Source organism: Arthrobacter sp. 10N44_2 (genome assembly GCF_056394385.1).
This window is the reverse complement of sequence record NZ_JBFTHT010000001.1, coordinates 108,655-133,945: the sequence shown is the minus strand read 5'-3', so window position 1 is coordinate 133,945 and position 25,291 is coordinate 108,655. Positions and strand designations below refer to the sequence as shown.

The window sequence follows — 25,291 nt, the reverse complement described above, 5'->3', positions numbered from 1 at the left end:
CAGAAGCCATCATCAAGCATCGTGACGCATCCAACGGAGACCCCCATGGTTAACGCACACACCCAGACGTCCATCGCCGTCGCACGGACGCCCATCCGCAAGGTCGTATTTGCCAGCCTTATCGGAACGGCCATCGAATGGTATGACTTCTTTCTCTACGGATCAGCCGCAGCGTTGGTCTTCGGAGCGGTATTCTTTCCCAGCCAGGACCCGGCAACCGGAGTGCTTCTGGCCTTCGGCACCTACGCTGTCGGCTTTGTCGCGCGGCCGCTGGGCGGCATCATCTTCGGTCACTTCGGAGATCGCGTAAGCCGCAAGAAGATGCTCGTCATCAGCCTGGTGCTCATGGGTGCGGCCACTTTCGCCATTGGCCTGCTGCCCACCTACGCCATGATCGGAGTTGCCGCTCCACTGCTTCTCGTCTTCTGCCGCTTGCTCCAAGGCTTCGCAGTGGGCGGTGAATGGGGCGGAGCTGTCCTCATGGCCGCCGAACACGGCGATGACCGGCACCGTGGATTCTGGTCCTCCTGGGTCCAGGCCGGCGTACCCCTGGGCAACCTGATCGCCGCAGTCGTGCTGTGGGTGCTGGCCGCAGTGCAGTCAGACAGCGATTTCCTGGCCTGGGGTTGGCGCATCCCCTTCCTCCTGAGCGCCCTGCTGGTGCTTGTCGGGCTCTGGGTTCGCCTGAGTATCGAGGAGTCCCCCGTCTTTGCCGAAGCCAAGAAGGCAGCATCCATGCGCGAGAAGACCAAGGCCCCAATCTTCGAGGTCCTGCGCAAATACCCGCGTGAGGTTGCCATCGCCATGGGCATGCGCCTGGCCGAAAACATCGCCTACTACATTTTCAGCATTGTCGTCATCACCTACATGGTCACGTATCTGGGCATGCGCAAGGACGTCGCCATAGCCGGCGTGCTGATCGGCTCTGTGGCCCAGTTCGTGCTCACTCCGGTCATCGGATCCTTGTCCGACCGCGTAGGCCGCCGGCCCCTTTACCTGGCCGGAGCGGCGGGCACGGGTCTTTGGGGCTTTGTCTTCTTCCCGCTCATCAACACCCGTAACGACGGACTTATTATCCTTGCCATTGTCGTCGGCCTCGTCTGCACCACGTTCATGTACGCTCCCCAGGCAGCGTTCTTCTCTGAACTGTTCGGCACCAGCGTCCGCTACAGCGGCGCCTCCCTCGGCTACCAGCTGGCATCGGTCTTCGCCGGCGGACTGGCACCCCTCATCTCCATCGCCATTCTCGGCAGCGTGGACCAGAAAAACACCCTCGGTGTCAGCATCTACCTCGGCACAGCGGCAACAATCACCTTTATTGCAGCACTTGTGGCAAAGGAAACCGCCAAATCATCACTGCGGCACGACCGCGTACTCGAACCGGAGACCACGAAATGAAGCCCGCCGGACCCGGTTCAGCAATGGGGAACACTGCAACCCTTGCGGCCGGACAGCCACTCGTGGCGAACCCCTTCTCCCTGCACGGCAAAACTGCCCTCGTCACAGGCGCCGGCAGAGGACTGGGCCGTGCGGTAGCCACTGCCCTAGGACTTGCCGGAGCAGAAGTCATGGCGCTGGACCTCTCGCCTCTGAACGAATTCAAGGACGAACTGGAAGGGCAAGGCGTCAGGTGCCGGATCCGGTCGCAGAACCTTGCCAATCTCTCGCCGGACCAGGCCGCAGAAATCATAACCTGGAGCAAGGAAACCGGGAAAGGGCCCGACATCCTCGTCAACAACGCCGGACTGATCCGGCGCGGTCCTGCGCTCACAACCACCCTCGAAGACTGGGAATCCGTGATCGGTTTGAACCTGACTACACCTTTCGTGCTCTCCCAAGCGTTCACGCGCTCCCTGATCGACGAGGACCGGCCTGGAAGCATCATTAACATCCTCTCCATCAATGCCTTCCAAGGAGGCGTCGAAGTACCCTCCTATGCGGCATCCAAACACGGACTCCTGGGAGTGACCCGTGCCCTCGCCAACGAGTGGGCCCCCCATGGAATCAGAGTCAACGGTATAGCCCCCGGATACATGGAAACAGAGCTCACCGCAGCCCACCGCGAAGACCCTGCGCGGTACCAGGCCATGCGCAGCCGCATTCCTATAGGCCGCTGGGGACAACCCGACGAAATCGGCGGGGCCGCGGTCTACCTCGCGTCCGCGGCGTCCACCTATCTATCGGGAACCGTCATTAATGTCGACGGGGGCTGGCTTTCCCGCTAAGTCGGCCGCCAAGCTGTCCACCACGATCCCGCCGGCTCGATTCGACCCTCCGGCCAGGCCCGCTGATAGGCCTCCAGACGGGCCAGTTTGTGCCGGGGTGAACGGCCTGCGAGGGGTCGGGCCGCCGGGCCAGAATTACTCATGGACTTCCCGCACGCAGGAAATCGCGGATATAGACATTCGTGCTGTTCCTGATTCTCGCCCCCCGAATTAGACAAGAGGCAAGCGACACCCCGTTAGTTCCGCTTAGTGTTGGACGGTGAACAATGCAACGGAATTTGGATCAGGCCAAGAGGCTGCCAACGATCATCGCATCTTGGTCTTCGGGCGCCTACTGGGTGCGGCGAACCGGCTGGAGTTTCTCCTCGGCCGCGCCCTGGAACAGGAGTTCGGGCTCAGCCATTCACTCTTCGAACTTCTCCTCCTGGCGGCAAGGGGCGGCAACAAGGGAATTCCAGTGCGTGACATCGCGCAGGCGCGGGTATTGACGTCCGGCGGAGCCACCCGACTGGTGCAGAGGGCGTCAGCGCTGGGCCTTATTGAACGCGAGAGCTCTGCTGTCGACGGCCGGGTCCAGCTCATCCGCCTCACCACACATGGCGAAGACGTCCTCCTCCGGGCAAGCACCCGCCACGTGGAAAATATTGAACGGTACATGCTCGACCTGCTCTCACCTGCAGAAGCCGAGGTGTTCTCAGCGGCCGTGAAGAAGATCAGCAAAAACGCTGCACAGCACCTGCCGATCATGCCATGATCGAACGCTATATACCCCTAGGGAATAGCTGACTAGTCAGCTATTGTTGGATTTGAGTAAGCGTATCTGCGCGACTCGCTTCGGACACTCCGGGGCATCCGAGAAAGGTTCACCAGCATGTCGCTGCATTTTGAAGTCTTGGATCTCGACTTCCCCGCAGGTTCACCCAACAAGTCAGCAACGTTGATCACCGGCCCATCAAAGGCCCTCCTCGTGGACGCCGGCTTCACCCGGGCCGACGGTCACCGTCTCGTCGCGGCCATCCTGGACTCCGGTAAAGAACTGGAAACCGTTTTCATCAGCCACGCTGACCCTGACTACTACTTCGGCCTGGAAGTCATCGCCGATGCGTTCCCAAATGCCACAGTCCTGGCGACACCGATCGTCATCGAGCACATCCAGGCCACCTACGAAGGCAAACTCCAGGCGTGGGCAGCACTGGGTGCCAATCTTCCGACCCGCTTGGCAACGATCGCGCCCCTGAGTGCAGACGCGATCGAACTCGACGGGTACCGCTTCGAACTCCGAGGCGGCTCTGACCTGCTACCTGACAGGCACTACCTTTACAACGTCGATCAGAATGCAGTCGTCGGTGGAGTCCTTGTCTTCCAGGAAGAACACGTCTGGACCGCAGACACGGCCACCCCCGAACAGCGCTCGGCTTGGATCGAACTACTTGACCAGATGCGGGCCCTGAACCCGGATCTCGTCATCGCAGGCCACCGGCTGCCGGGAACGGCCAACGATTCCACAGCCATCGACTACACACGGTCCTACCTCCAGGAATTCGAACGGATCCTCGCCCGCTCAGCAAATGCCGCGGCCGTTACGGCTGCCCTGATCGAAAGCTACCCGAATTCCGGGATGTTGATCGCGGCGCAAATCGGACCCAAGGTCGCCAAGGGGGAAATGACATGGGGCTGAGTGACATCACCGAACTTGCCCGCTCAACCTCCCCGCGCGATGTCGTCCGCCGGCAGTATCTGGCTTCAGCAGCCGGTGACCTCGAAGCGCTCCGCGCCACGATGGCCCCGGATGTTGAATGGACTGAGATGGCCGGCTTCCCCCTCGCAGGGACCTACCGCACCCCCGACGGGGTCACTTCCAATGTCATGGAAATTCTCGGCCGGGACTGGGACGGCTGGGTAGCCCACGACGACACGTACATCGTAGAAGGTGAAAACGTAGTGGTCCTCGCCAGGTACACCGCCACGCACCGGTCAACCGGGAACCCCCTGAACGTCCGGGTGGCCCACCATTTCATCGTCCGCGGCGGACTCATCGTCCGCTTCGAACAATTTGTCGACACCGCAAAAGTCGTCGAAGCAAGCGTGTTGGTATAAGTCTGCGACGACTTTCGTTTGACCCTCAAGGTCGGCTGAACCGGACCTGGATCCCGAAGCCGGCCTGCCCCCGGGGCAAATGCAGAGTGAGGAAAACGCTGTGACCGGAACGACGATGGTGAGTGGACCGCACTGGCGGCGTGTAGTGGCAGCCCTCGCTAACACGGACGCTCGGACCGCCTACGCGCAGATAGTGCTCGGCGCCAAGCTCCCCGACGTGCTTGCTGACCTGAATGACCACCGGCGAAACCGGGCTATCGCTGCCCTCCTTGAGTCAGGACTCGTGGAAAGCAATGCCGCCAGTGACCTTGAGGCACCCGAGGCGATCTTCCGCGACCTCCTCAGGCAGCAACCCCGGCGGCAGCCGCAGACCGGATTGGCCCGCTTCATGCGCTTGGTGCGGATCGAGAGGTATCCAGCCAACATGACGGAACGGCGGGAGCTCCTGGCCTGGATCGTCAGCGAAGCTTTTGAGCCGGGCGAACACCTAACGGAAAAGCAGGTTAATGAACGACTGCTCAGTTATACCGATGACGTCGTCATGCTGCGCCGCTACATGATCGACTTCGGACTACTGGAACGGACGGCCTCGGGTTCCTCATACTCCCGGCAGGCATAACGCGGGCTCCATGCGGGCATTACGTGGGCTTTGAACTCGACGCTCTCATAGCGCCCAAACCTGCCCGAGAGCCAGCATTGGCACCCACGGGATGTCGCGGTTTCTTGTGCCACCGCGAGTCCAGCATGATTCTCAGCGGTCAGCCCGCGCCCTGGCCCTCGCGGGCCACTTCTTCCAGAATCCTGGCTGTCGGCGCTGCCGTCATCAGCTGCCCGATCACCTCGGGTTTGTCCCACACCTGGCTGCGCAATTTATCCAGAAAGCCGGTCGCGGCGTCCCTGGTGTCGAAGTCAAGGAGCACGGCCACGCTGTTCTGGTCCTCCGTATCCCTGAACAGGCGGACAGACAGGGCGCCGGAGGCGGCTCGGCCTGCGGGATCGCTGTCGAAGACCTTCTTAAAGGCCTCGTAGTCCCGGACCGGGTAGCTAATCTGCAGGGTGAACATCGTCGTTCCTTTCCCTCGGGCTATGTCAGGACCACGATAGGCCGTCCAGCGTCATCCCGGTAGGGCCGGAGAGCGGCTTTGATCCGGTGCTGCGCCGACTTCCTTACAAGCAGTCCCTACGTATCAGTTCAAGTGGGCGCCCGATAGGAGCGGGTGTTCCACGGGTCCTCTGATACCGGCGCCTTTGACCCGGTCGGTGACATTGGGCAGCACAGTCGCTACGTTGAAGACCGGACACTAGTGCCCTAGGCTCGGGCGCCGAAAGAAGGACTGAGTGGACAGTGATGCTGGTACGTGGTTTCTGAGCCGCGCTGAGCGGGGGAATTTGGCCACAGACGTACACGCGGGCGGTGCCGGATCGCCGCCGTGGTCGGAGGGCAATCTTGTGCGGCCCCTGATTCATGGTGCGACCTACTTCGCCCGGCTGCATGAGGAGTTGACGGCTCTGCAGGCGGGAGACCGGGTGTGGTTCACCGACTGGCGTGGCGACGCCGACGAGCGGCTGCTGGCGGACGGACCGTCGATCGGTGAGGTGCTCGCTGGCTTGGCCGGCGCAGGTGTGGAAGTGCGGGGCCTTGTCTGGAGATCCCATGGAGAGCGCGTGTCGGCCCCGATCAGCGGCCGATCCAATGAGCTCCTAAGCCGTCAGGTCAACGACGCGGGCGGAGAGGTGCTGCTGGATCAGCGTGTACGCCTGTTTGGCTCCCATCACCAAAAAATCTTCGTCATCCGCCGTCGTGACAACCCGTCGCGGGATGTCGCGTTCGTTGGCGGGATCGACCTTTCCCACAGCCGTCGGGACGATGCCGACCACGCGGGAGACCCGCAAGCCGTGAGCATGGATTCCCGGTACGGGAAACGACCGCCATGGCACGATGCCGCCCTCGAACTGCGCGGCCCCGTGGTGGCAGATGTCCTGGCAGTATTTGCTGAACGGTGGAACGACCCCCATCCTCTGGACCGGCGCACCCCCTACCGGATGCTGCTGCAACGTCTGGCCCGTATGCCCCGGCACCCCGAACCGCTCCCGGCCACTGCACCGCCACCGCCACCGGCGGGCAAGCACGCCGTGCAGCTGCTGCGCACCTACGGGGTGAAACGTCCCCCGTTCCCATTCGCGCCCGACGGGGAACGCAGCATTGCCCGCGCCTACACGAAAGCCTTCGCCCGCGCCCGCTCGCTGATCTACGTCGAGGATCAGTACCTGTGGTCGAAAGAGGTCGCAGCCGGAATCGCGGAGGCCCTCGACCGGAATCCCGACCTGAACGTGATCGCCGTCGTACCCCGTTACCCCGACGCTGACGGGCCTCTCGCAGGGCCTGCGGCCCGGATCGGGCAACTGCGTGCCATCAGGATGCTGCGTCGGGTCGCGCCCGACAGGGTCGGCGTGTTCGACCTGGAGAACCGCGCGGGAACTCCGATCTATGTCCACGCCAAGATCTGCATCATCGACGACACCTGGTTCACCTGCGGCTCAGACAACTTCAACCGCCGGTCCTGGACCAACGACAGCGAGCTCACCTGCGCCGTACTCGACACGACTGTCGACAACCGGGAGGCGCCCGGCACAGACAACAGCCGCGATACATTCCGGCCTTTGGCCCACGAGCTCCGGCTCCAACTCTGGGCCGAACACCTGGGCCTGGAGCAGAACGATCCCCAGCTCGTCGACCCGGCGGCCGGGCTCAAACTTTGGAACACCACCGCAGACGCTCTCGACCGCTGGCATGAAGGCGGCCGCCGTTCCCCCCGACCCGCGGGACACGCGCGCCACCACACTCCAGAGCCGGTGTCAGCCCGCCAACGCCTCTGGGCCGATCCGATGAGCCGCCTTCTCTTGGACCCAGACGGCCGCCCCCGCCGGCTGCGCGGCACTACCCAGTTCTAGGCAAGACGCTGACGGCCGCGAACCGGCAGAACGCCTGAACGACTCCGGGGACTGTAGCCCCGCCACGCCGCCGCGTCTCCGCCTCAACCTTCGTGCATCCCAGGCAGACGACGGCGAGCACCACTCCGCAGCGGCAGCCCTCCTCGACGTCGTGACTTCTGTACTCAACGGCTATAACCTGACCGGCGACGATCCGGTCCAAATTGAACCGCGTTCTCCGCCTCATCGATGTGCAGAGCTTGAAGATTTCAATCTTAAGGAGGACTGCCGATGTCCACGCTGAGCAAGGCTGCGCCAGACGTACTCCAGCGCTACTACCGGATCCTGGCCGCCGGCATAGATGCGTTCGACCCCGACGGCGAGCTTCGCACTTTGCTCGTCGACGACCTCGAATTTGAAGGCCCGATCGCAGGGAAGCGCACAGGGGCAGCCGGATTCTGCCAAGGCGTAAAAGGGTTCATCGCCACGGTGTCGGACCTCGAGATCATCCAAGAGGTCCACGGCGCAGATGGCTCCGCGACACTCTACGACGCCCGCATGCCGGCCGGGATTGTCCGGCTCGCAGAGTTCTTCCGCTTCGACAACGGCAAAATCTCGACACTCAGGATCCACTACGATCCCGCCGACTACGTACGACAAGGCGGCCGCTGATCTTCGTCCCCCACCCGAGGCAGACGCCGCCAGCGTCGCGAAATGATTCAGTCTAAATCCGTCCGCGGCGTCCCGACAGACCCCGGGCAATTGCCCCGTTGCGATGGAACAGCGCCGCCGGGGAAGCACCCGGCGGACAACCACCTCGGAACTGTCACCACGCCTGCGCCCTTGCTCTCCCCGGCCACTACGCGTATGAGAGAGGCATGGGTTCGCAACGAGATGTCCTCCGCGGTCGCGTGGCAGTCGTGACTGGCTCGACGCGCGGCCTGGGGTTGGCCATGGCCCGGTTGCTGGGGCAGCAGGGTGCGACGGTGGTGCTGGCGTCCAGGTCGGACGCCGACGTCGCGGCCGCCGTCGAGCGGCTGCACGCTGAAGGGATCGTGGCATCCGGGCGTCACTGCGACACCGGTGAACTGGCCGACGTCGAGGCCCTGCGCGACGAGGCCCTTAGCCGCGGGACGCTCGGCATCTGGGTCAACAACGCCGGAGCTTCCGGTGTCTTCGGGCCGACGGCCTCCACGCCGGTCGAGGACTTCACGCAAGTGGTGCGCACGAACATCCTCGGCACGTTCCACGGGTCGAGGGTGGCGCTGCCGGTGTTCATCGGCCAAGGTCGCGGCGACCTCGTCAACGTGTACGGCCACGGCGACCAGGGGCCGGTGGCGCTGCAGAACGCGTACGCGTCCAGCAAGCGTTGGGTCCGCCAGTTCACCGAGACGTTGCGGGTGGAGACCAAGGGCACCGGCGTCCGGGTGCACGGCATGAATCCAGGCCTGGTGATCACGGACATGCTGGGGCACGTCACGTCCCAGCCCGGGTACGAGCATCGACTGGGCGGGCTGCAGGTCGTCGTCGGGCTGTGGGGGCAGACCCCTGACGACGCCGCGCGGCCGCTGCTGGACCTGGTAACGTCGGACGCCGCCGAGTTCCGGTATCTGACCAAGACGACCATGGTGACCCGCGGCGTGCGCAACGTGCTGGCCGGACGCCTCCGTCGCGCCAAGCGCATGCCCCTGGACGTCACCGTCCTGGACACGAACCGCCAGGGCTGAACGGGTCCGTGTAAAAAGCGGTTCCACAGCCACTCCCCTCCGCTAGACCGTCCGTCAGCACCGTCCGTTAGCACCGTCCGTCAGCCCATGCGAAGACCTAGTAGGTATAGAAACCCTCGCCCGTCTCGACGCCGAGCTTGCCCTGGTCGATGTAGTTGGCCTTGAGGTACCGAGCGAAGGCCTGAGATCCGGGGTCTGGCGATGAGGCGGCAATGTTGTAGGCGGTTCCCAGCCCGACGACGTCGTAGATCTGGAACGGACCGCTCGGCGCTCCGGTGGCAATGCGCCACGTCTTGTCGATCGTTTCCGGGCTGGCGACGCCTTGCAGCAGCAGGCCGGCGGCCGCGTTCAGGAGCGGGACCAGCAGGGAGTTCAGCACGTAGCCGGCCTTCTCCTTCCTGATCTGGATTGGCTCCAGCCCGCTGTTTCGCGCGAAGTCGACGACGGCGTCGAAGACTGCGGGATCGGTTTCGTCGGTGCCCATCACCTCGGCGATGTTCTGCGCCCAGATGTTGTTGGCGTAATGGACGGCGAGGAAGCGGTCGGGGCGGCCGGTGGAATCTTTGAGATCACTGGGCAGCAAAGTTGATGAGTTCGTGGCGAAGATGGTCTTGGCGGGGGCCAGATCTGCGAGCGTGCGGTAGACGTCCCGCTTCACCTCGAGCAGCTCAGGAACGGCCTCGATCACAAGGTCTGCATCGGCGACGGCGTCCCCGAGGTTGGAGGTAAGGCGGAGGTTTTCAAGAGCTGCCTCGGCTTTGCTCTCTCCGGCACCGCCGACGTTGGCCGCCCGGTAGATGCCGACAAGCCGGGCGAAGCGCGCCCGGGCCTTCTCCAGGGCGTCGCCGTCGACGTCGTAGGCGGTGACAGCGAATCCGTGGAAGGCGGCCTGATAGGCGATCTGGGAACCGAGCACTCCGGTGCCGAGCACGGTCAGGGTCTTGATCTGGTGGGGCATGCGGGTTCTTCCTTTCCACCCGGGCGCTAGGAACGGCCGGGGTTGACGGACCCATAGATACTGCGGATCCAGATGGTGGATAACACGTCCAGGGCATGGGACTCCGCGATCGCGGGAATCTCCCGGTTGAGGACGGCGGTGATCACCCGCTCGTTCATGAGATTGAGGCTTACGGCCAGGTCATGGGCGTCGATGCCGTCCGGCGCGGCCCCTCGGGCTTGCTCCGACGAGATGACATCGCTCGAGAAATCGACCCAGGACTGCATCGATTTGGACCAGAGGGCGCGCACCTCGTCGTTGCGGGCCCGCGCTGCAATCGCCGCGGTGGCGACGCCGCGGTGGGACACGAACACCTCGACGAACATGCCGATGGACCGTGTCCAGGCTGCCGCGGGGTCGCTTTCGAAGTCCCGCGGCAAGCCGCCGACGCGGTGTTCCACCTCGGTGATCACACGGTCCAGGAGGGCCAGCAGCACGTCGTCTTTGGAGGAGAAGTAAAAGTAGAAGGTGGGGCGCGAGATGCCGGCGCCGCGGGCCAGCTGCTCTATCGAAATGTCGTCGAAAGCCCGCTCAGCAAGGAGGGCCTCGGCGGTGAGCAGGATCGCGTCCTGGCGCTCATCCCCCGTGACCCGGGCGGTACGTCTTCCTCGCTGAACCATGCGCTCATCCTAGCCCGGCTTCTCGACACCGTGTTGACTCTCTCAACTTTTAGTCGATAGCTTGGCCTGATGAGCGAACACGTGGATGTGCTGATTGTTGGCGCCGGGCTGAGCGGCATCGGATTCGCCAGCCGGCTGAAACGCGAAGTACCGGGGAAGACGTTCACGATACTTGAGTCCCGCGGCGCGGTGGGGGGAACCTGGGATCTCTTTCGATACCCAGGTATCCGCTCCGACAGCGACATGTACACGCTCGGCTATTCCTTCCGGCCTTGGGCCGGTGCAAAGGCGATCGCCGACGGCGATTCGATTCGCGAGTACATCGAGGCGACGGTTGCGGACGAGGACCTCACCCCTCAGATCCGGCTGAACAGCCGGGTCGTCTCTGCCGACTGGTGCAGCGACACCGCTCTGTGGACGGTGACGGTCGTCCGCACAACCGGCGGCGAATACCGACAGGGCGACTCGGCACCCGACGCCGCCGAGACAGTGACGTTTACCTGCTCGTTCCTGTCCGTCTGTTCGGGGTACTACCGCTATGACGAGGGGTTCACCCCGGCCGTCGAAGGTGCAGACACCTTCGCCGGACCGATCATCCACCCGCAACACTGGCCGGCTGGCCTCGACTACGAAGGCAAGCAGGTGGTGATCATTGGCAGCGGGGCCACCGCGGTTACACTTGTGCCGTCCATGGCGAAGTCGGCCGCGAAGGTGACGATGCTGCAGCGCTCCCCCACGTACATCGCCCCCGTGCCGTCCCGCGACCACCTGGCCGACCGCCTCCGGGGCAAGCTGCCCGCGCAACTGGCGTACGACGTCGTTCGGGTCAAGAGCATTCTCTTTTCGATGTTCACGTACCAGCTCAGCCGACGGCGGCCGGAGACCATGAAAGCGATCCTGCGCAAATCGGCGGTCGCCAAGCTGCCGCAGGGCTTTGCGGTGGACACGCACCTGGCGCCGTCGTATCAGCCGTGGGACCAGCGGGTCTGCGCGATCCCCAACGGGGACCTCTACCGCGCGATCAGCGCAGGCACTGCCGACATCGTGACCGACAGGATCTCCCGGATCACGCCGGACGGGATTGACCTGGTCTCGGGCGGGTCGATCCCGGCCGACGTCATCGTCACGGCGACGGGATTGAATCTGCTGGTGATTGGCGGGATGACGCTCACCGTCGACGGCGAGCCCGTGGACGTGGGCAAGACCCTGACCTACAAGGGCATGATGCTCGACGGCGTGCCCAACTTTGCGCTCACCATCGGGTACACCAATGCATCGTGGACCCTGAAGGCGGATCTGGTCGCAGGCTACGTCTGCCGCCTGCTGAAGCATCTTGACCGGCGGGGACTGCATTGGGTGGTGCCCGCGGCGCCTGCCGAAGCCGCCAACGGTGAGCTGTCCTCCCTGATTGACCTGAAGGCCGGCTACATATTCCGCGGGGCCGATCAGCTGCCCCGGCAGGGTGCCGGTTCACCGTGGCGGCTGCACCAGAATTACTTCCGGGACTTTGCCCTCCTGAGGGCCGGCAGGTTGACCGACCGGGTCCGTTTCGGTCGGCGCGGACAACAGGTGCGGGCGTCCGGTGGGGCGCCACTTGTGCGCCGGGATCCCCTGGCGCTCCCGGGGACGGGATACGTCGACGTCGCAGGCACGCAGTTGCGCTACCGGAAGACCGGCAGCGGCGACCCGGTGCTGGTCCTGCACGGGATCGGCCAGAGCCTGGAGGACTGGAACGGGCAGCACGAGCGGCTCTCGGCACGCCACGCCGTTTACAGCGTGGACCTGCCCGGATTTGCTTACTCGGAACGGCTTTCCGGGCCGGCGACGTTGGCGAAGCTGGCCGACGTCCTGCCGGCTTTCCTCGACGCCGTCGGGGTGCACGAGCCGCTCCCCGTGATGGGAAACTCGCTGGGCGGGGCCGTCGCCATGAAACTGGCCGCCGAACACCCGGACCGTGTTTCGGCGCTGGTTCTTGCGAACAGTGCCGGGTTCGGCAAGGAGGTTGCGCTGGTATTGCGCCTGCTCGCGGTCGGGCCGCTCGCGGCGTTGCTGCTGCGTCCGGATCCAGTGGCTTCGCGCCGCACCGTCCAGTCGATCTTCTACGACAAAGCACTGGTGACCGACGCCCGCGTTGACCACGCGTTCGCTTTGTCGCAGCGGGCGTCCCACCGCCAAACCCTCCTCGACGTCGCCCGCGACCTCGGAACCATCGTTGGCGTCAGGGCCGGGTGGCGGAGGGCCCTCCTCGGGGCCTTGGCGCAGTCGGAGACTCCCACGCTCGTGGTCTGGGGCGACCACGACCACATCCTCCCGTTCAGCCACCTCGAGGCGGCAGTGGCAGCGCTGCCACACGCCGAGTCGTACACATTCTTGAAGACGGGGCACATGCCGCAGATCGAACGGCCCGACGAGTTCGCCGCGGTGGTGGAGGACTTCCTGTCACGGGTGCCGGCGGGGAGGCAGGCGGCGGCCATCTGAGGTGTGTGGGCGATCGGAAGGCATAAATAACTTGCCCTGGCTGTAATTACTGGCAGCGTCCCGGAAACTTTGCTTTCAAGCGGGACGTTCGGCCCGCCGTCATAAGAATTGGGGGCTACACAATGCATTCACATCGCGCCAGACTCTTCACTGCCGTCACCATCGCAGGTTCTTCCATCGGCCTCGCCCTTGCCGGCTGTGGGCCACAGCCAGGGGCTCCCGCCGCCGCTTCGAGCCTTGTCGTGAGTACCATGGCAGACCGCACGGCGACTTTAACTTTCCCACCTGCTTCCACTGCAGGACCGACGGCGCCTGCCGCCAGGGCGGTACCGGCGTCGGAGGTTCCCGCCTCAGCGGCTAAGCACGGGTCTCCCGCGCTGAAGACCTTCACGTTCCCGGACGGACACATCTCCTTCGCCTATCCGGAGACCTGGACCGTGCGAACCGTGCACCCGCCCGCCGGCCTCCCCGGCGTTGAGGTCACCGTTGCTGACGGTGCGGGAAACGATCTGCTCTTCCTGGCCAACGGCGTCACTGCAGGGTGCACTGGCGGTCCCGTGACGCGTCACGTGTTCGATCACAAGGCAGTTTCCGGTATGACGGCGCCGGACGGCAAGAAGCCCGTCTTCGGATTCGCTGTGGAATCCTTTGGTGATGGCGATGCCTACTTCATGGGGCTAACTGATCCCCGGTCGCTGAAGGAGGGCGAGGGCGTCGCATCATGGTGCAATCTCGTCTCCACCGCCAACGGCGGACTGTTCACCCGGGTCCTTTTCGGCGACCCGGGGTTCCCGAACAGGGAGGCCGCGAAAGCCTGGATGGCGACAGACCAATACACCCAACTCAAAGCACTGCTGCTCAGCCTGAGCTACACCTGAGCCTTCGGATCCGGCCCGGCCGCCTCACTGGCGGCCGGGCCGGACCTTTAGGTAAGGGTCCACGAACGCTTTGACAGCCCGAACCAGAACCACGGGCAGATGGGCGCCGCAGGGTTTGGGCTCAATCCATTCCAGTCGCGCCAGATCGACCGGAGCCCAAGGCCCGGATGGCATCGTTGAAATTCTCGCTGGCCAAATCTCGCTGGCCAAATAAGGGCACGGCGCGGCCCTATCCCACTGAGCCGGACACAGGGAGCGTTCCTCTACCAGCCCACCGAACTCGGAGCCTCCGATGCCGCTCAAAGCCAGGGACCGAGAAATCCTCGTGCGGGTGCGGGTGGAGCTCGATCAACCCATCAAGCTCTCCCACGAATCCGTGGACCGGCGCCCAGATCACGCCTTGAGGTTGGGGCCGAACTGCAAGTCAACGACATCTCTGCCAGCGGTTAAGACTGCGACCCGCGTACCCGAACTCCGTCAGCTGATGGTAGACCGGGTCGTGGAATTCGTCCTCGTCTACTCGATGGACCGTCTGCACCGGAATATGGCAGACGTAATCGAATACATGTGTGCGGCGAATCTGGCGCGCGACACGTGCCCGGATGACGTGAATCCGGAATTTCTTCGTGCCAGGCCAGGCGGTGCACTGGCACTTCACCCCGACAGACAAGCGATCCGCATGCAGATACGATGCACTCAGCAGCCGCCGGCCGCTGGACGATACGGTGCCGGCACTGAAGTCTTGGGGGAACACAGTGCAGCGAAAAATATGGATCATCCTTGCGGCGGTGCTTGTCACTGCAGCCGCGGGTGTCATTTTTATGCGCTCTGCGGAAGACAAGGTCACCGCCGATGTGGTCTCCCGGACTGAGCGTTTCTCCATTCCGGCAGACTGGAAGCTGGAGGACAACGTCGCGCGGGGGGAGATGTTCCTCTGCTTCGATACCAACCCGTGCCCGAGCATCTACCGCAGGTGGAACACCGGTAAGGAAATCACCGCCGATGACCTCAAAGCTGTGGTTTCGAAAGCGGGAGTCGAGATGAAAACCGACGGGACATGCTCGAGGCGCTCCAACGACATTGGGGTCGCAACGGTCTGCAGTTCATCCGGCAATGACGGAGAGTATGACTACATGATCAATGTCATCAGCCCCGACAAAAACGAATCCGACCTCGCTATTCTCACAGTGCGGCCCCACCAATAACCGGCAGAAAATACCCGGTGAATATATCTAGCCAATGGCTGCTGTGAGAGCATCCAGGCCGCATCCACCGCTTTGGGCCGCAGAACAAGGCGGCATTCCGTTCAGCACTATTGGGGATAACAGTTGTGCGCCTAAAAACCCTGCAGATCTTACCGCTGCGGCACTCGCTGGAGTCATAGCCTCACTTCCACTCACCGCGCCTCCGGCTATGGCCGCGGACCCGGTGGCCAAAGAATGTGCAAATGTGGAAACCATCCTTGCCCGCGGTTCAGGACAACGCACTTTCGATGTCGAAGCGACCAGGTTCCTGAACCAGCTAAGGCAGGCCTGCGAAACGTAGACGCTTTTTCGAACGTGCGACGTCGTGCTCCGAGTTTGCATGGACGGACTTGTGCAAGGTTTCGCATTGGGCGCCGATGCAACAAGCCCCGCACTAAAAGACGTACGGGGCCTGCTGGGGCGATCACGGCCGAAACTAACTAGATCGGCCGACGGCCTTCGAGCTGGATGGATGTCGAGACCGGAACCGGTCAGAAGAGAGGAAGAAAGGAGAAGAGACCCGGGGAAGTGTGAGACCCGAGGCTAGTTGGCGGAAATTGCCAGATACTAATCACCGTCATTCCGTGGTTTTCTCCGGCCTCTAACGCTGTCGGATAACTGACCTAGTTGGCGAAGACACTTGGAGACGGCGACTCCGGCCTCTAGGTAGACAACCAAGGTCCTGTTCGTCCCTGGTTCCGAGAGTGGTTACCATTCGTCACCGATAAATGGTTCATAGACCGACCCGAAGCGCTCATGGGGCTTCTTTTTCGAAGAACAGCGCCATGACGTCGGCCGGCCAGTCCGTCGCGCGACTCGTTTCCTTGTCGACGTGGGCAACGGTCATGACGCAGCGCGACACGTTCGTTCCGCCGGAATCGACCATGGCGCACTCGATAAGCGCATCGGGCCCGCGGAACTCGCGCACGAACGACGTGATGGTGATCTCCTGATCGCCCCGAGCAGGCCGCAGAAAGTCGATCTCCACTCTCCGGACCCAGACCATGAACGGCAATGTGCCCAGCGTTTCCAGATCCCAACCGACATAGTCCCGCAGGCCCTCCATCCGGTGATCTGCGTAATAGGTCGCGTATTCCCCCGTGCTCACGTGGTTGTAGGGGTCGAGCTCGGAGAACTTGACCCGGTGCGTGCTCTTGTAAACAATCGGTACCTTCGCCATTCAGCGCCCCTTAGCTTGCCACAATACTGCTCGGCGAAGCCGCAAGCAGCCGATCCGCCCCGCGGTTCAGGAGCCCGTATCCTCGTCCGAGGAGCCGCCCCTTCGGCCCCACGAGCCGAAAAGTGTGGGGCGGGCGGGACCGGCAGGCGACCGCACCCGACGGACGGTCACCACGGCACATACCCCAATCAGCACGCCGATGAACACGAGGGAAAGACCGACGGTGAACCAACCGCCATGCCCAAAAACCATCATCACAACGCCCGCCAGGGACAGACCCTTCGCCGCGACGTCCAGATACAATGGGCCCCTCTGGTTCTCCATGCAACTAGGGTAAACCCGTCACACTCCACCAGCGCCGCCCGGCTATCGAGGCTTTGCGACGCCGCCAATTAGGCCCTCCTCGAACCGGACGGGAATGACCGCCCGTAACGGACGGCGGAGTAGGATCGGCGCGCCACTGGCCTGAGCGGTGAGCGCCTGAAGGGTGAGCTTTGCCCATGAAGCGGAAATGTTGGGGTCGCGTCCCGCAAAAATGGCCCCGCACGCGTATGGCGTGCGGGGCCGTCCAGGTTTCCATGAGCACAACAGGAGCGAGCGATGCGCTGCCTGCACTCCAAAAAGTCCGCTGGAACCGACTCCCTGCGCAGTCGACATCAAGCCAAGAGCCGCTGAGAGCGCACAAAGCGGGCCCTGCACGATTTGCCGTGCAGGGCCCGCTTTAGTGGTAGCTATTTGGAAGACTTCCAACTAGACGATGCGTTTCTTCCAAATAGGGTGCCATTCTTCCAACTACTAGGTCGACATCTCACAATGAACTGATGTAGATGGACAGGCTACTTGGTACCGAGGACCACTTTCGCTACCGCGTATTTCCGCGATCGCAGGAGCCCGTGCGCGCCATGACATGGACAAACCAGATGGTCCTTTATGCTCCTGTCGTGGTTCCGGATCCGCCTCCTTTTGCTCGTCCTGAGATTTAGAGGCGGCCCAGTCGTGACACCAGGGACTCGATTCTCCAACTGCCCCGCACTGTACGGCCGGAACCTCTCGCGATGCCGAGGGTTTATGTCCCACGTCGGTAGCGAGCCGCCGATGACCTGACACAGGCTGGGCCGTGCTCCAATTCCGGCCAGAACGGAATGAAGGTGCAGGGCGGAAATGGGGGTGGTCCTGACTCAAACCGTCACAAGCAACCGGCGAGTCGTGGGTGGTCCTGGTTCAAGCCGTCACACCGGTCCTGAATCAAACTGCCATAGTCAGAATTGGGACTGAGGACCACGCAGCCAATACCGGAACCCGAGGCGTCCGAAGCCGGCCAACCAGCCTAGAGCCGACGATCGGTCGAGCCGCGAGAACGACGCGCGCCGCAGGCGCGAAGAAGAGGCCGAAGAGCGTCGTCGCCAGCAAACTTCGACCGCACTCTGCTTCTCATTGACAAGTACGTGATTCCGTTGACGAAAAATTACCTCATTCCGGGTGCGACTAAGTTGTGGGACACCAAGGGCAGACCATTGTGGGACACCAAAGTCGTGCCCGGGGGGGAAAACGGCTTGCGCAGCGATTGTTCCGCCCGAAGCTGAGCGAGCCAGAGGTCCCAACCGTGAACGGAGATGCTCCTGAGTTCGCAGCCGAGACCGCCAACCCGCCCGCGGCCTTCCGGCACAGTACCAACCACATAGTCGAGATGTCGGCCGAAAAAGAGGCCGTTGAAGACACGGCCGTCGCTGACGTCATCCATATAGATAAATACCAGGACTGCCGGTCCGCGTAGGGTGTCGGCGGCGTTTGACCTTATGGAGGGCAAGCTGACGTACTGCCTCGAACGTCAGAGTCACGGCGCTGGGCAGGGTGGCCTCACTGCCCGGGAAGCGGCGCAAGTGTTGTGCGCACCAGCAGATGCCCGCCAGCGGGACGCGGTAGGACGGACGGCCATACAGGGAGAGCGCGGTTGATCAGGCCAAGTATGGTCAGCAGCTTGATTAGTTCGCGTTCGATCAGCACGCAGCACACTGAAGCGGAGCCAGGCTAGCCCGTGTGGGAAGGCGTGGATATAGGGGAACTCATCAACCAGAGCAAATCAGGGCGAAGCTTGTCGTAGGCGGCCCGATGCTCTGCAGGCCCGGCGCCAGGTTCTCACCAAGGGATTGGCTAAAGGGGTGGCCGCGGGTCCTTGGAGGAGCCCAATGCCGCCGAAGATTATCATCCAAGTGCTTGCGCGACCGTGCAGTTGTTTCAGCTGCAGGTTCCGCGGTTCGCAAAAGGCGGGCACATAGACTTCCTTCCATGCGCGTCTTCGACATTGCCTTCAATTACCTGCTCGACACCACGCCTCCAGGAAGGGACCCGGACTCCCATAGTCCGCGGCTCAAGGCTGACCATCAGCTGCTCTGGAAGAAGGAGCTATGCGAGGGGCAGCTGTTCGAACTGGCGGTCTCGGAAGTTCCCAAGGTGCGTCGGAAAAACTACCTGATGTTCGAGCAGACGCCCGACAAGTGGTTCACGGTCGGCAGTGACGCCATCACGAACTCCTACACCAGGTGGGGGAAGCCCAAGGCCTTGGTCGAGGCTAAGGCCGAGTTGAGTGAGGAGCAGAAGCGCCGCTATTTCGACCCGCCGTACACGATCGGCAGCGCCATGATCTGGCCCGTCAGGACAATACACCTGCCCACCCTCAACACCGCCAGGGGAATGCGGATACGGATTGCGGACCGGATGGACTTGACTCTGGAATGCATCCGGCGCCACTACGCCAAGGAGCCAGGCAGCCCCCTCGCCGACGTCACCACTAACTATGGGGACTTCTTCGAACTCTTCTGTACGTTCGAGAAGTTCGTGGAGTTCTTCCACTTCCAGGATCTCGTGACGCCGGAGGGGAAGATCGACTTCTTCCTCGAGGAGGATGAGGACAAGGTCTTCACGCGCCTCGGCGTCCCGGTCACGAAGGACGAGTACGTCAGGGTTCAGGAAGCCTCGCTGAAGTTCATAGCGCTGCGGGGCAACCGGATGGCCGACTGGGTCGAGAAGAACCACCGCGACATTGAGGTCCGACGGCAATAAACACCGGCCTGTCCCTACCCGAGAATGCGAGAACAGGCGACGAATCACGGCGCTCCGCCTGTCACAGCATCTAGGAATCTCCCCAGGAGATCGGCCAGTTCGCCTTGCTGGCCTCTCGTTTGAGCAAGTGCTGCAATTCGGTTGCAGGAGAAGCCTCGAAGCGTGGTAGTTGTCTCCCCTATTCCAGGAACCGAGCAGGCGGAAAACTAGCCTGCTGCCGCTTCCAGGCGGTCCGAAATTAACAATTGTTAAAGTGCGGAAAATCTACACGCGGACCTGTTAATCTTCGAGTGTACTGGACAACCAGTGTCCAATACGGCCAAAGATTAACAATCGGTCCTTGTGGTTACGGCCTTTTCACGCGGACATTAACAACCTGTCAGACCGGCTTTCCGCCTGTAAGTTAGCAAATCGGACCTGGGCGGCGGAAGGCTCGACTCTACGACTAGGAGGCGCAGCATTTCCTTTCAAACTGTTGAGATGCCCGTCCAGATTCCTGACGAAACCGGCGACCATTGCGCGCTGATCTGCATCGATGCCAAAGCGAAGAACTTTGATCGCCATGGTACTCAGCAACGCCCTGACCAGGAGGCGGTCTCAGACCGGGCTTGGCCGACTCAGCAGGCTGCCTGCGGAGGGACTTTGAGAGCCATGCCTATCCAGAAGACACATTTGAGCGTAAAAGGATGTTCATGGGTGCCTTGCCTGCTTGGTGGCGGACGCGTCTTCGTCTGATCGGTGCCGCGTTTTCCGCGGTTTTGCTTGTCGCTGTGAGCGGTTGCGTGGGAGCCCCTCCCGGCCCGGCCCCTTCCGGGCCGACTCCGCCGAGCGCCGCCGCGATCCAGGCAGCGACTGATTCTCTGGAACGCAGGGTCCAGCACTTCATGGACGGTGGTGCGACGGCCTTTGTTGTGCACCTGCGATGGCCTGGCGGGGAATGGTCCAAGGCCTACGGGGTGCGAAGCCTAGATACCAATGACCCGGCCCAGCCGCAGGACCGGGTATCGGTAGCCAGCATTACGAAGTCGATGGTCGCCGTCTCCGTCCTGAAACTCGTCGACCAGGGACTCATTGGGCTCGATGACCCGGTGAACGGCGTCCTGGAGAGTTTCCGGACCACGCTGCGGCCGCCCGGACCGATCACCGTCCGCCAGTTGCTGGACCACAACTCCGGCATGCCCGACTACGGAGACGCAGAACACGAGGCGGAACCACTGCAGCAGGTTATGAACACGCGGCTCAGCCTGCAGCGGGGACTCGAGCTGGCCGCCACGCTCCCGTGGGAGTCCAAGAATGTGGACCGCTTTTCATACTCGAACTCCAATTACCTGGCTCTTGGCCAGCTGATCGAAAAGCTCCGCGGACGTCCCGTCGCCGACGTGCTCAATCAAGACATCTTTGCCCCTCTGGGACTTCAGCACACGTCGCTGGCCGAACCAGACCGCGGGGCTCCGGACAACATCCACGCCTACATCATGGATGGCAGCGAACGGGTCGATGTCACCCAGGCCGAGGTTTGGGTCGGCTCCCCCGCAGGCGGCGTCATCTCCACCACGCAGGACATCAACACCTTCTACCGGGCCCTCCTCCAGGGCCAGCTGCTTTCCCCCGCCATGCTGGAGGAAATGAAGAAGAAGGCCGGCTTCGCGGAATACGGGCTCGGTCTAAGCCGGTTTCCTGACGCATGTTCCGGCGAATTCCGCTACGGCCATCACGGGGCGATATTCGGTTACATGAGTAATTCCGTCACGAGCGCCGACGGCGGCAGCCAGGTCACGATGGCCATGGCAGTTCGGCCGATGCCTTGGCAGGACCCGGCAACCGCAAGCCGCATCGACCTGCTCGGTACGCAGATGGAACAGGCTGCCCAGGAAACCCTCGACAACCTCTGCCACTGAGCTGATTGCACAGCCGGGAGTTGAGGGAGGTCTTCCCACCGTGAACGCGGCAACCTCAGCCAGAGGCCGCTCGGCACGCGGGCCTATCCCATCCCAACAATCCCAGCCCAGGCGCCACTCGCGCCGGTTCCGCCACCGCCACGGTCATCGTCCTTACCGCAACGCCTGCAGCGCGGCGATCCGCCAGTTCTGCTCCCGCGGAAGCGCCGCCGAGTAGCCAGTGGAATGCTCCGCCGGTTCGAAATTAGCAATTGCTACGTTACTGAATATCTCGAAAAGGAATTGTTAATCTACGGACATACTGGACAACCAGACCATTGGTCCGAACTAGGCCAGCGGGACCATCAGCAGCAAAGACAGAAAAGTGAATTCCACCACCGCGCTCCCCCGCTCAGAGCCGTTGTCCCCGATGGCATCGTCAGGGCCGGATGGCTGTTTGCCCTCAGTGGAAGACTTCTGACTGGACGAGGAAGAGTGCACCCACATAGGTCGGGACGGGTTCTTCCACTTACGCGCCATCTCACCTGAGGCGCCAGATTCGGACCAAGTTGCACCGAGGTCAGGTTGACCAGAATTGGTCCAACTTGGTCCGAAAGAAATCAACTAGCTCCGAATTTCACACACACCGCCAACTAGGCCAGTCTTCGTGTCGGAACATGAGCACACAATAAATGACCTTTGAATGAAACGACCCCGCACGCGTCTCCGTGCGGGGTCGTTTCGGGTTACGAAGGAAAGGAGGACGACAGGAGGAGAAGAAGACTAGAAGTCCCAGTCGTCATCCTCAGTGTTGACAGCCTTGCCAATCACGTACGACGAACCCGAACCCGAGAAGAAGTCGTGGTTCTCATCAGCGTTCGGTGACAGGGCCGAGAGGATCGCCGGGTTCACGTCGGTGACGGAGGCCGGGAACATGGCCTCGTAGCCCAGGTTCATCAGGGCCTTGTTGGCGTTGTAGTGCAGGAACTTCTTGACGTCCTCGGCCAGGCCGACGGAGTCGTAGAGGTCGTGCGTGTACTGGACCTCGTTCTCGTACAGCTCGAAGAGCAGCTCGAAGGTGTAGTCCTTGATTTCCTGCCGGCGCTCCTCGGAGACCTTCTCCAGGCCCTTCTGGAACTTGTAGCCGATGTAGTAGCCGTGGACGGCCTCATCGCGGATGATCAGGCGGATCAGGTCGGCCGTGTTCGTCAGCTTGGCCCGTGAGGACCAGTACATCGGCAGGTAGAAGCCCGAGTAGAACAGGAAGCTCTCCAGCAGCGTGGAGGCCACCTTGCGCTTGAGGGGGTCGTCGCCCTGGTAGTAGTCCATGACGATCTGGGCCTTCTTCTGAAGGTTCTCGTTCTCGGTGGACCAGCGGAACGCCTCGTCGATCTCCTTGGTGGAAGCCAGCGTGGAGAAGATGGAGGAGTAGCTCTTGGCGTGCACGGACTCCATGAACGCGATGTTCGTGTAGACAGCCTCTTCGTGCGGGGTGAGTGCGTCCGGAATCAGCGAGACAGCCCCGACGGTGCCCTGGATGGTGTCCAGCAGGGTCAGGCCCGTGAACACGCGCATGGTGAGCTGCTGCTCGTCCGGGGTCAGCGTCGCCCACGACTGCACGTCGTTGGACAGCGGCACCTTCTCCGGCAGCCAGAAGTTGTTGACCAGGCGGTTCCAGACATCCACGTCCTTGTCGTCCTGGATGCGGTTCCAGTTGATCGCCTCGACGTGGCTCAGCAGCTTGACCTTTTCGGTCATGTCATCCCCTAAATGTTGGGTTTAGTTCTTAGTTAAAGCGTACGACGGCGGGCGGGCGCCCGCCGTCGTACTGTCACGATTTAGTTGAAGCTACAGCATGCAGCTGACGCAGCCCTCTACCTCGGTCCCTTCCAGCGCGAGCTGGCGGAGACGGATGTAGTAGATGGTCTTGATGCCCTTCTTCCAGGCGTAGATCTGGGCCTTGTTGATATCGCGCGTGGTGGCGGTGTCCTTGAAGAACAGCGTCAGGGACAGGCCCTGGTCCACGTGCTGCGTGGCGGCGGCGTACGTGTCGATGACCTTCTCGTAGCCGATCTCGTACGCGTCCTGGTAGTACTCCAGGTTGTCGTTCGTCAGGTACGGCGCCGGGTAGTACACGCGGCCCAGCTTGCCTTCCTTGCGGATCTCGATCTTGGACGCCACCGGGTGGATCGAGGAGGTGGAGTTGTTGATGTAGGAGATCGAGCCGGTGGGCGGAACGGCCTGCAGGTTCTGGTTGTAGATGCCGTGCTCCATGACGGAGGCCTTCAGCTCGCGCCAGTCATCCTGGGTGGGGATGTGGATGTTCTTGAACAGCCCGGCGACCTTCTCGGTCTGCGGGACCCATTCCTGCTCGGTGTACTTGTCGAAGAACTCGCCGGAGGCGTACTTGGACTTCTCGAAGCCGCCGAATGTCTGGCCGGTCTGGATGGCCAGCAGGTTGGAGGCGCGGACCGCGTGGAACACCACCGAGTAGAAGTAGATGTTGGTGAAGTCCAGGCCCTCTTCGGAACCATAGTGGACCCGCTCGCGGGCCAGGTAGCCGTGCAGGTTCATCTGGCCGAGGCCGATCGCGTGGCTCTGGTCATTACCGCGGGCAATCGAGGGCACCGAGGTGATGTTGGACATGTCCGAGACAGCCGAGAGGGACCGGATGGCCGTCTCGATGGTCAGGCCGAAGTCCGGCGAGTCCATGGTCTTGGCGATGTTCAGCGAACCCAGGTTGCAGGAGATGTCCTTGCCGGTCTGGTCGTAGGACAGGTCATCGTGGTACGTGGTGGGCTGGGAGACCTGGAGGATCTCCGAGCACAGGTTGGACATGATGATCTTGCCGTCGATCGGGTTTTCCCGGTTCACGGTGTCCTCGAACATGATGTACGGGTAGCCGGATTCGAACTGGATCTCGGCGAGGGTCTGGAAGAACTCGCGCGCCTTGATCTTGGTCTTCTTGATCCGGGAATCGTCCACCATCTCGTAGTACTTCTCGGTGACCGAGACGTCGGAGAACGGCATGCCGTAGACCTTTTCGACGTCGTACGGGGAGAACAGGTACATGTCCTCGTCCCGCTTGGCGAGCTCGAAGGTGATGTCCGGGATGACGACGCCGAGCGAGAGGGTCTTGATGCGGATCTTCTCGTCCGCGTTCTCGCGCTTGGTGTCCAGGAAGCGGTAGATGTCCGGGTGGTGCGCGTGCAGGTACACCGCACCGGCACCCTGGCGGGCACCGAGCTGGTTGGCGTAGGAGAAGCTGTCCTCGAGGAGCTTCATCACGGGGATGACACCGGAGGACTGGTTCTCGATCTGCTTGATCGGCGCGCCGACCTCGCGGATGTTGGTCAGCGCGAAGGCGACGCCGCCGCCGCGCTTGGAGAGCTGCAGGGCGGAGTTGATGGACCGGCCGATCGACTCCATGTTGTCTTCGATGCGGAGCAGGAAGCAGGAGACCAGCTCGCCGCGCTGGCGCTTGCCGGCATTCAGGAACGTCGGCGTGGCCGGCTGGAAGCGGCCTTCGATGATCTCGTCCACCATCTGGGTGGCGAGCTTCTCGTCGCCGCGGGCCAGGTGCAGGGCCACCATGCAGACGCGGTCCTCGTAGCGCTCCAGGAAGCGCTTTCCATCGAACGTCTTCAGCGTGTAGGAGGTGTAGAACTTGAACGCGCCGAGGAAGGTCTCGAAGCGGAACTTCTTCTTGTACGCGCGGTTGTAGAGCTCGCGGATGAAGTTCATCGTGTACTGGTCGAGGGTTTCGCGCTCGTAGTACTCGTTCTTGACGAGGTAGTCGAGCTTTTCCTCGAGGTCGTGGAAGAACACGGTGTTGTTGTTCACGTGCTGCAGGAAGTACTGGTGCGCGGCCTCGCGGTCGGCCTCGAACTGGATTTCTCCGTTGGGGCCGTAGAGGTTCAGCATGGCGTTCAGCTCGTGGTAGCCCAGGCCCTTGTAGGCGGCCGGCATCTCGTGCT

The 25,291-nt window shown here is 62.5% G+C and carries 21 protein-coding genes; 15 read left to right on the top strand and 6 right to left on the bottom strand.

Going from position 1 to position 25,291, the window contains the following annotated elements; all coding sequences use genetic code 11:
• Positions 1-45: 45 nt before the first annotated feature.
• The 6 genes from AC1DBX_RS00655 to AC1DBX_RS00630 all read left to right on the top strand — a co-directional run bounded on the left by AC1DBX_RS00655 (position 46) and on the right by AC1DBX_RS00630 (position 4,941).
• A complete protein-coding gene (locus AC1DBX_RS00655) occupies positions 46-1,398 on the top strand; it encodes an MFS transporter (RefSeq protein WP_476930827.1) in 1,353 nt (450 codons plus the stop codon).
• Between the two features lie 23 nt (positions 1,399-1,421).
• The gene (locus AC1DBX_RS00650) at positions 1,422-2,225 is read left to right on the top strand and encodes an SDR family oxidoreductase (RefSeq protein WP_476930826.1); all 804 of its coding nucleotides are present in this window, start codon (positions 1,422-1,424) and stop codon (positions 2,223-2,225) included.
• 259 nt (positions 2,226-2,484) lie between these two features.
• Positions 2,485-2,979 carry a MarR family winged helix-turn-helix transcriptional regulator gene (locus AC1DBX_RS00645; protein ID WP_476930825.1) on the top strand — a complete coding sequence of 165 codons (495 nt, stop codon included), beginning with the start codon at positions 2,485-2,487 and terminating at the stop codon, positions 2,977-2,979.
• 117 nt (positions 2,980-3,096) lie between these two features.
• A complete protein-coding gene (locus tag AC1DBX_RS00640; RefSeq protein WP_476850092.1) occupies positions 3,097-3,903 on the top strand; it encodes an MBL fold metallo-hydrolase in 807 nt (268 codons plus the stop codon).
• Complete coding sequence (locus tag AC1DBX_RS00635; protein WP_476886390.1) at positions 3,894-4,322, top strand: nuclear transport factor 2 family protein; 429 nt, start codon at positions 3,894-3,896, stop codon at positions 4,320-4,322. The genes AC1DBX_RS00640 and AC1DBX_RS00635 overlap by 10 nt, the downstream gene beginning before the upstream one ends.
• A gap of 100 nt (positions 4,323-4,422) precedes the next feature.
• Entirely contained in the window at positions 4,423-4,941 is a 519-nt protein-coding gene (locus AC1DBX_RS00630; protein ID WP_476930824.1) for a DUF2087 domain-containing protein, read from the top strand.
• A 139-nt stretch (positions 4,942-5,080) separates the two neighbouring features.
• On the opposite strand, the gene AC1DBX_RS00625 is transcribed toward AC1DBX_RS00630, so the two are convergent.
• A complete protein-coding gene (locus AC1DBX_RS00625; RefSeq protein WP_476930823.1) occupies positions 5,081-5,386 on the bottom strand; it encodes a hypothetical protein in 306 nt (101 codons plus the stop codon).
• A 385-nt stretch (positions 5,387-5,771) separates the two neighbouring features.
• Here AC1DBX_RS00625 and AC1DBX_RS00620 point away from each other — a divergent pair, with 385 nt between their 5' ends.
• The 3 genes from AC1DBX_RS00620 (at position 5,772) to AC1DBX_RS00610 (ending at position 8,980) form a co-directional block, all read left to right on the top strand.
• The gene (locus tag AC1DBX_RS00620) at positions 5,772-7,274 is read left to right on the top strand and encodes a phospholipase D family protein (protein ID WP_476930822.1); all 1,503 of its coding nucleotides are present in this window, start codon (positions 5,772-5,774) and stop codon (positions 7,272-7,274) included.
• A gap of 270 nt (positions 7,275-7,544) precedes the next feature.
• A complete protein-coding gene (locus AC1DBX_RS00615; protein ID WP_476873750.1) occupies positions 7,545-7,925 on the top strand; it encodes a nuclear transport factor 2 family protein in 381 nt (126 codons plus the stop codon).
• Between the two features lie 248 nt (positions 7,926-8,173).
• A complete protein-coding gene (locus AC1DBX_RS00610) occupies positions 8,174-8,980 on the top strand; it encodes an SDR family oxidoreductase (protein ID WP_476930821.1) in 807 nt (268 codons plus the stop codon).
• Positions 8,981-9,077: 97 nt separating this feature from the next.
• Here AC1DBX_RS00610 and AC1DBX_RS00605 read toward each other — a convergent pair whose 3' ends face one another.
• Both AC1DBX_RS00605 and AC1DBX_RS00600 read right to left on the bottom strand, forming a co-directional pair.
• Positions 9,078-9,938 (bottom strand): 3-hydroxyacyl-CoA dehydrogenase, encoded by an 861-nt coding sequence (locus AC1DBX_RS00605; protein WP_476930820.1) that lies wholly within the window; start codon positions 9,936-9,938, stop codon positions 9,078-9,080.
• Between the two features lie 26 nt (positions 9,939-9,964).
• Positions 9,965-10,597: a TetR/AcrR family transcriptional regulator gene (locus tag AC1DBX_RS00600; RefSeq protein ID WP_476930819.1), complete on the bottom strand. Its 633-nt coding sequence runs from the start codon at positions 10,595-10,597 to the stop codon at positions 9,965-9,967.
• 69 nt (positions 10,598-10,666) lie between these two features.
• Between AC1DBX_RS00600 and AC1DBX_RS00595 the strand changes: the two genes are divergently transcribed.
• From AC1DBX_RS00595 to AC1DBX_RS00585, 3 genes are all read left to right on the top strand, one after another.
• Positions 10,667-13,075: an alpha/beta fold hydrolase gene (locus AC1DBX_RS00595; RefSeq protein ID WP_476930818.1), complete on the top strand. Its 2,409-nt coding sequence runs from the start codon at positions 10,667-10,669 to the stop codon at positions 13,073-13,075.
• A 242-nt stretch (positions 13,076-13,317) separates the two neighbouring features.
• Entirely contained in the window at positions 13,318-13,953 is a 636-nt protein-coding gene (locus AC1DBX_RS00590; RefSeq protein WP_476930817.1) for a hypothetical protein, read from the top strand.
• 626 nt (positions 13,954-14,579) lie between these two features.
• Positions 14,580-15,158 carry a hypothetical protein gene (locus AC1DBX_RS00585; RefSeq protein ID WP_476930816.1) on the top strand — a complete coding sequence of 193 codons (579 nt, stop codon included), beginning with the start codon at positions 14,580-14,582 and terminating at the stop codon, positions 15,156-15,158.
• A 793-nt stretch (positions 15,159-15,951) separates the two neighbouring features.
• On the opposite strand, the gene AC1DBX_RS00580 is transcribed toward AC1DBX_RS00585, so the two are convergent.
• Positions 15,952-16,377 carry an acyl-CoA thioesterase gene (locus tag AC1DBX_RS00580; protein WP_476930815.1) on the bottom strand — a complete coding sequence of 142 codons (426 nt, stop codon included), beginning with the start codon at positions 16,375-16,377 and terminating at the stop codon, positions 15,952-15,954.
• 1,603 nt (positions 16,378-17,980) lie between these two features.
• Here AC1DBX_RS00580 and AC1DBX_RS00575 point away from each other — a divergent pair.
• From AC1DBX_RS00575 to AC1DBX_RS00565, 3 genes are all read left to right on the top strand, one after another.
• A complete protein-coding gene (locus AC1DBX_RS00575) occupies positions 17,981-18,151 on the top strand; it encodes a hypothetical protein (protein WP_476930814.1) in 171 nt (56 codons plus the stop codon).
• Between the two features lie 512 nt (positions 18,152-18,663).
• Entirely contained in the window at positions 18,664-19,437 is a 774-nt protein-coding gene (locus AC1DBX_RS00570) for a DUF6994 family protein (RefSeq protein WP_018773303.1), read from the top strand.
• Positions 19,438-20,123: 686 nt separating this feature from the next.
• Positions 20,124-21,335 carry a serine hydrolase domain-containing protein gene (locus AC1DBX_RS00565; protein WP_476871711.1) on the top strand — a complete coding sequence of 404 codons (1,212 nt, stop codon included), beginning with the start codon at positions 20,124-20,126 and terminating at the stop codon, positions 21,333-21,335.
• A gap of 762 nt (positions 21,336-22,097) precedes the next feature.
• Here AC1DBX_RS00565 and nrdF read toward each other — a convergent pair.
• Together nrdF and nrdE are read right to left on the bottom strand one after the other, a co-directional pair.
• Positions 22,098-23,072, bottom strand: coding sequence for a class 1b ribonucleoside-diphosphate reductase subunit beta (nrdF, locus tag AC1DBX_RS00560; protein ID WP_223916933.1), 975 nt, complete (start codon positions 23,070-23,072; stop codon positions 22,098-22,100).
• Between the two features lie 90 nt (positions 23,073-23,162).
• A complete protein-coding gene (nrdE, locus tag AC1DBX_RS00555) occupies positions 23,163-25,283 on the bottom strand; it encodes a class 1b ribonucleoside-diphosphate reductase subunit alpha (RefSeq protein ID WP_476931042.1) in 2,121 nt (706 codons plus the stop codon).
• Positions 25,284-25,291 lie beyond the last annotated feature (8 nt).

Coding starts and splice junctions, on each gene's coding strand:
- AC1DBX_RS00655 (WP_476930827.1), top strand. CDS start 46: ATGGTTAACGCACACACCCAGACGTCCATCGCCGTCGCACGGACGCCC.
- AC1DBX_RS00650 (WP_476930826.1), top strand. CDS start 1,422: ATGGGGAACACTGCAACCCTTGCGGCCGGACAGCCACTCGTGGCGAAC.
- AC1DBX_RS00640 (WP_476850092.1), top strand. CDS start 3,097: ATGTCGCTGCATTTTGAAGTCTTGGATCTCGACTTCCCCGCAGGTTCA.
- AC1DBX_RS00635 (WP_476886390.1), top strand. CDS start 3,894: ATGGGGCTGAGTGACATCACCGAACTTGCCCGCTCAACCTCCCCGCGC.
- AC1DBX_RS00625 (WP_476930823.1), bottom strand. CDS start 5,386: ATGTTCACCCTGCAGATTAGCTACCCGGTCCGGGACTACGAGGCCTTT.
- AC1DBX_RS00615 (WP_476873750.1), top strand. CDS start 7,545: ATGTCCACGCTGAGCAAGGCTGCGCCAGACGTACTCCAGCGCTACTAC.
- AC1DBX_RS00605 (WP_476930820.1), bottom strand. CDS start 9,938: ATGCCCCACCAGATCAAGACCCTGACCGTGCTCGGCACCGGAGTGCTC.
- AC1DBX_RS00600 (WP_476930819.1), bottom strand. CDS start 10,597: ATGGTTCAGCGAGGAAGACGTACCGCCCGGGTCACGGGGGATGAGCGC.
- AC1DBX_RS00595 (WP_476930818.1), top strand. CDS start 10,667: ATGAGCGAACACGTGGATGTGCTGATTGTTGGCGCCGGGCTGAGCGGC.
- AC1DBX_RS00580 (WP_476930815.1), bottom strand. CDS start 16,377: ATGGCGAAGGTACCGATTGTTTACAAGAGCACGCACCGGGTCAAGTTC.
- AC1DBX_RS00570 (WP_018773303.1), top strand. CDS start 18,664: ATGCGCGTCTTCGACATTGCCTTCAATTACCTGCTCGACACCACGCCT.
- AC1DBX_RS00565 (WP_476871711.1), top strand. CDS start 20,124: ATGTTCATGGGTGCCTTGCCTGCTTGGTGGCGGACGCGTCTTCGTCTG.
- nrdF (WP_223916933.1), bottom strand. CDS start 23,072: ATGACCGAAAAGGTCAAGCTGCTGAGCCACGTCGAGGCGATCAACTGG.
- nrdE (WP_476931042.1), bottom strand. CDS start 25,283: ATGCCGGCCGCCTACAAGGGCCTGGGCTACCACGAGCTGAACGCCATG.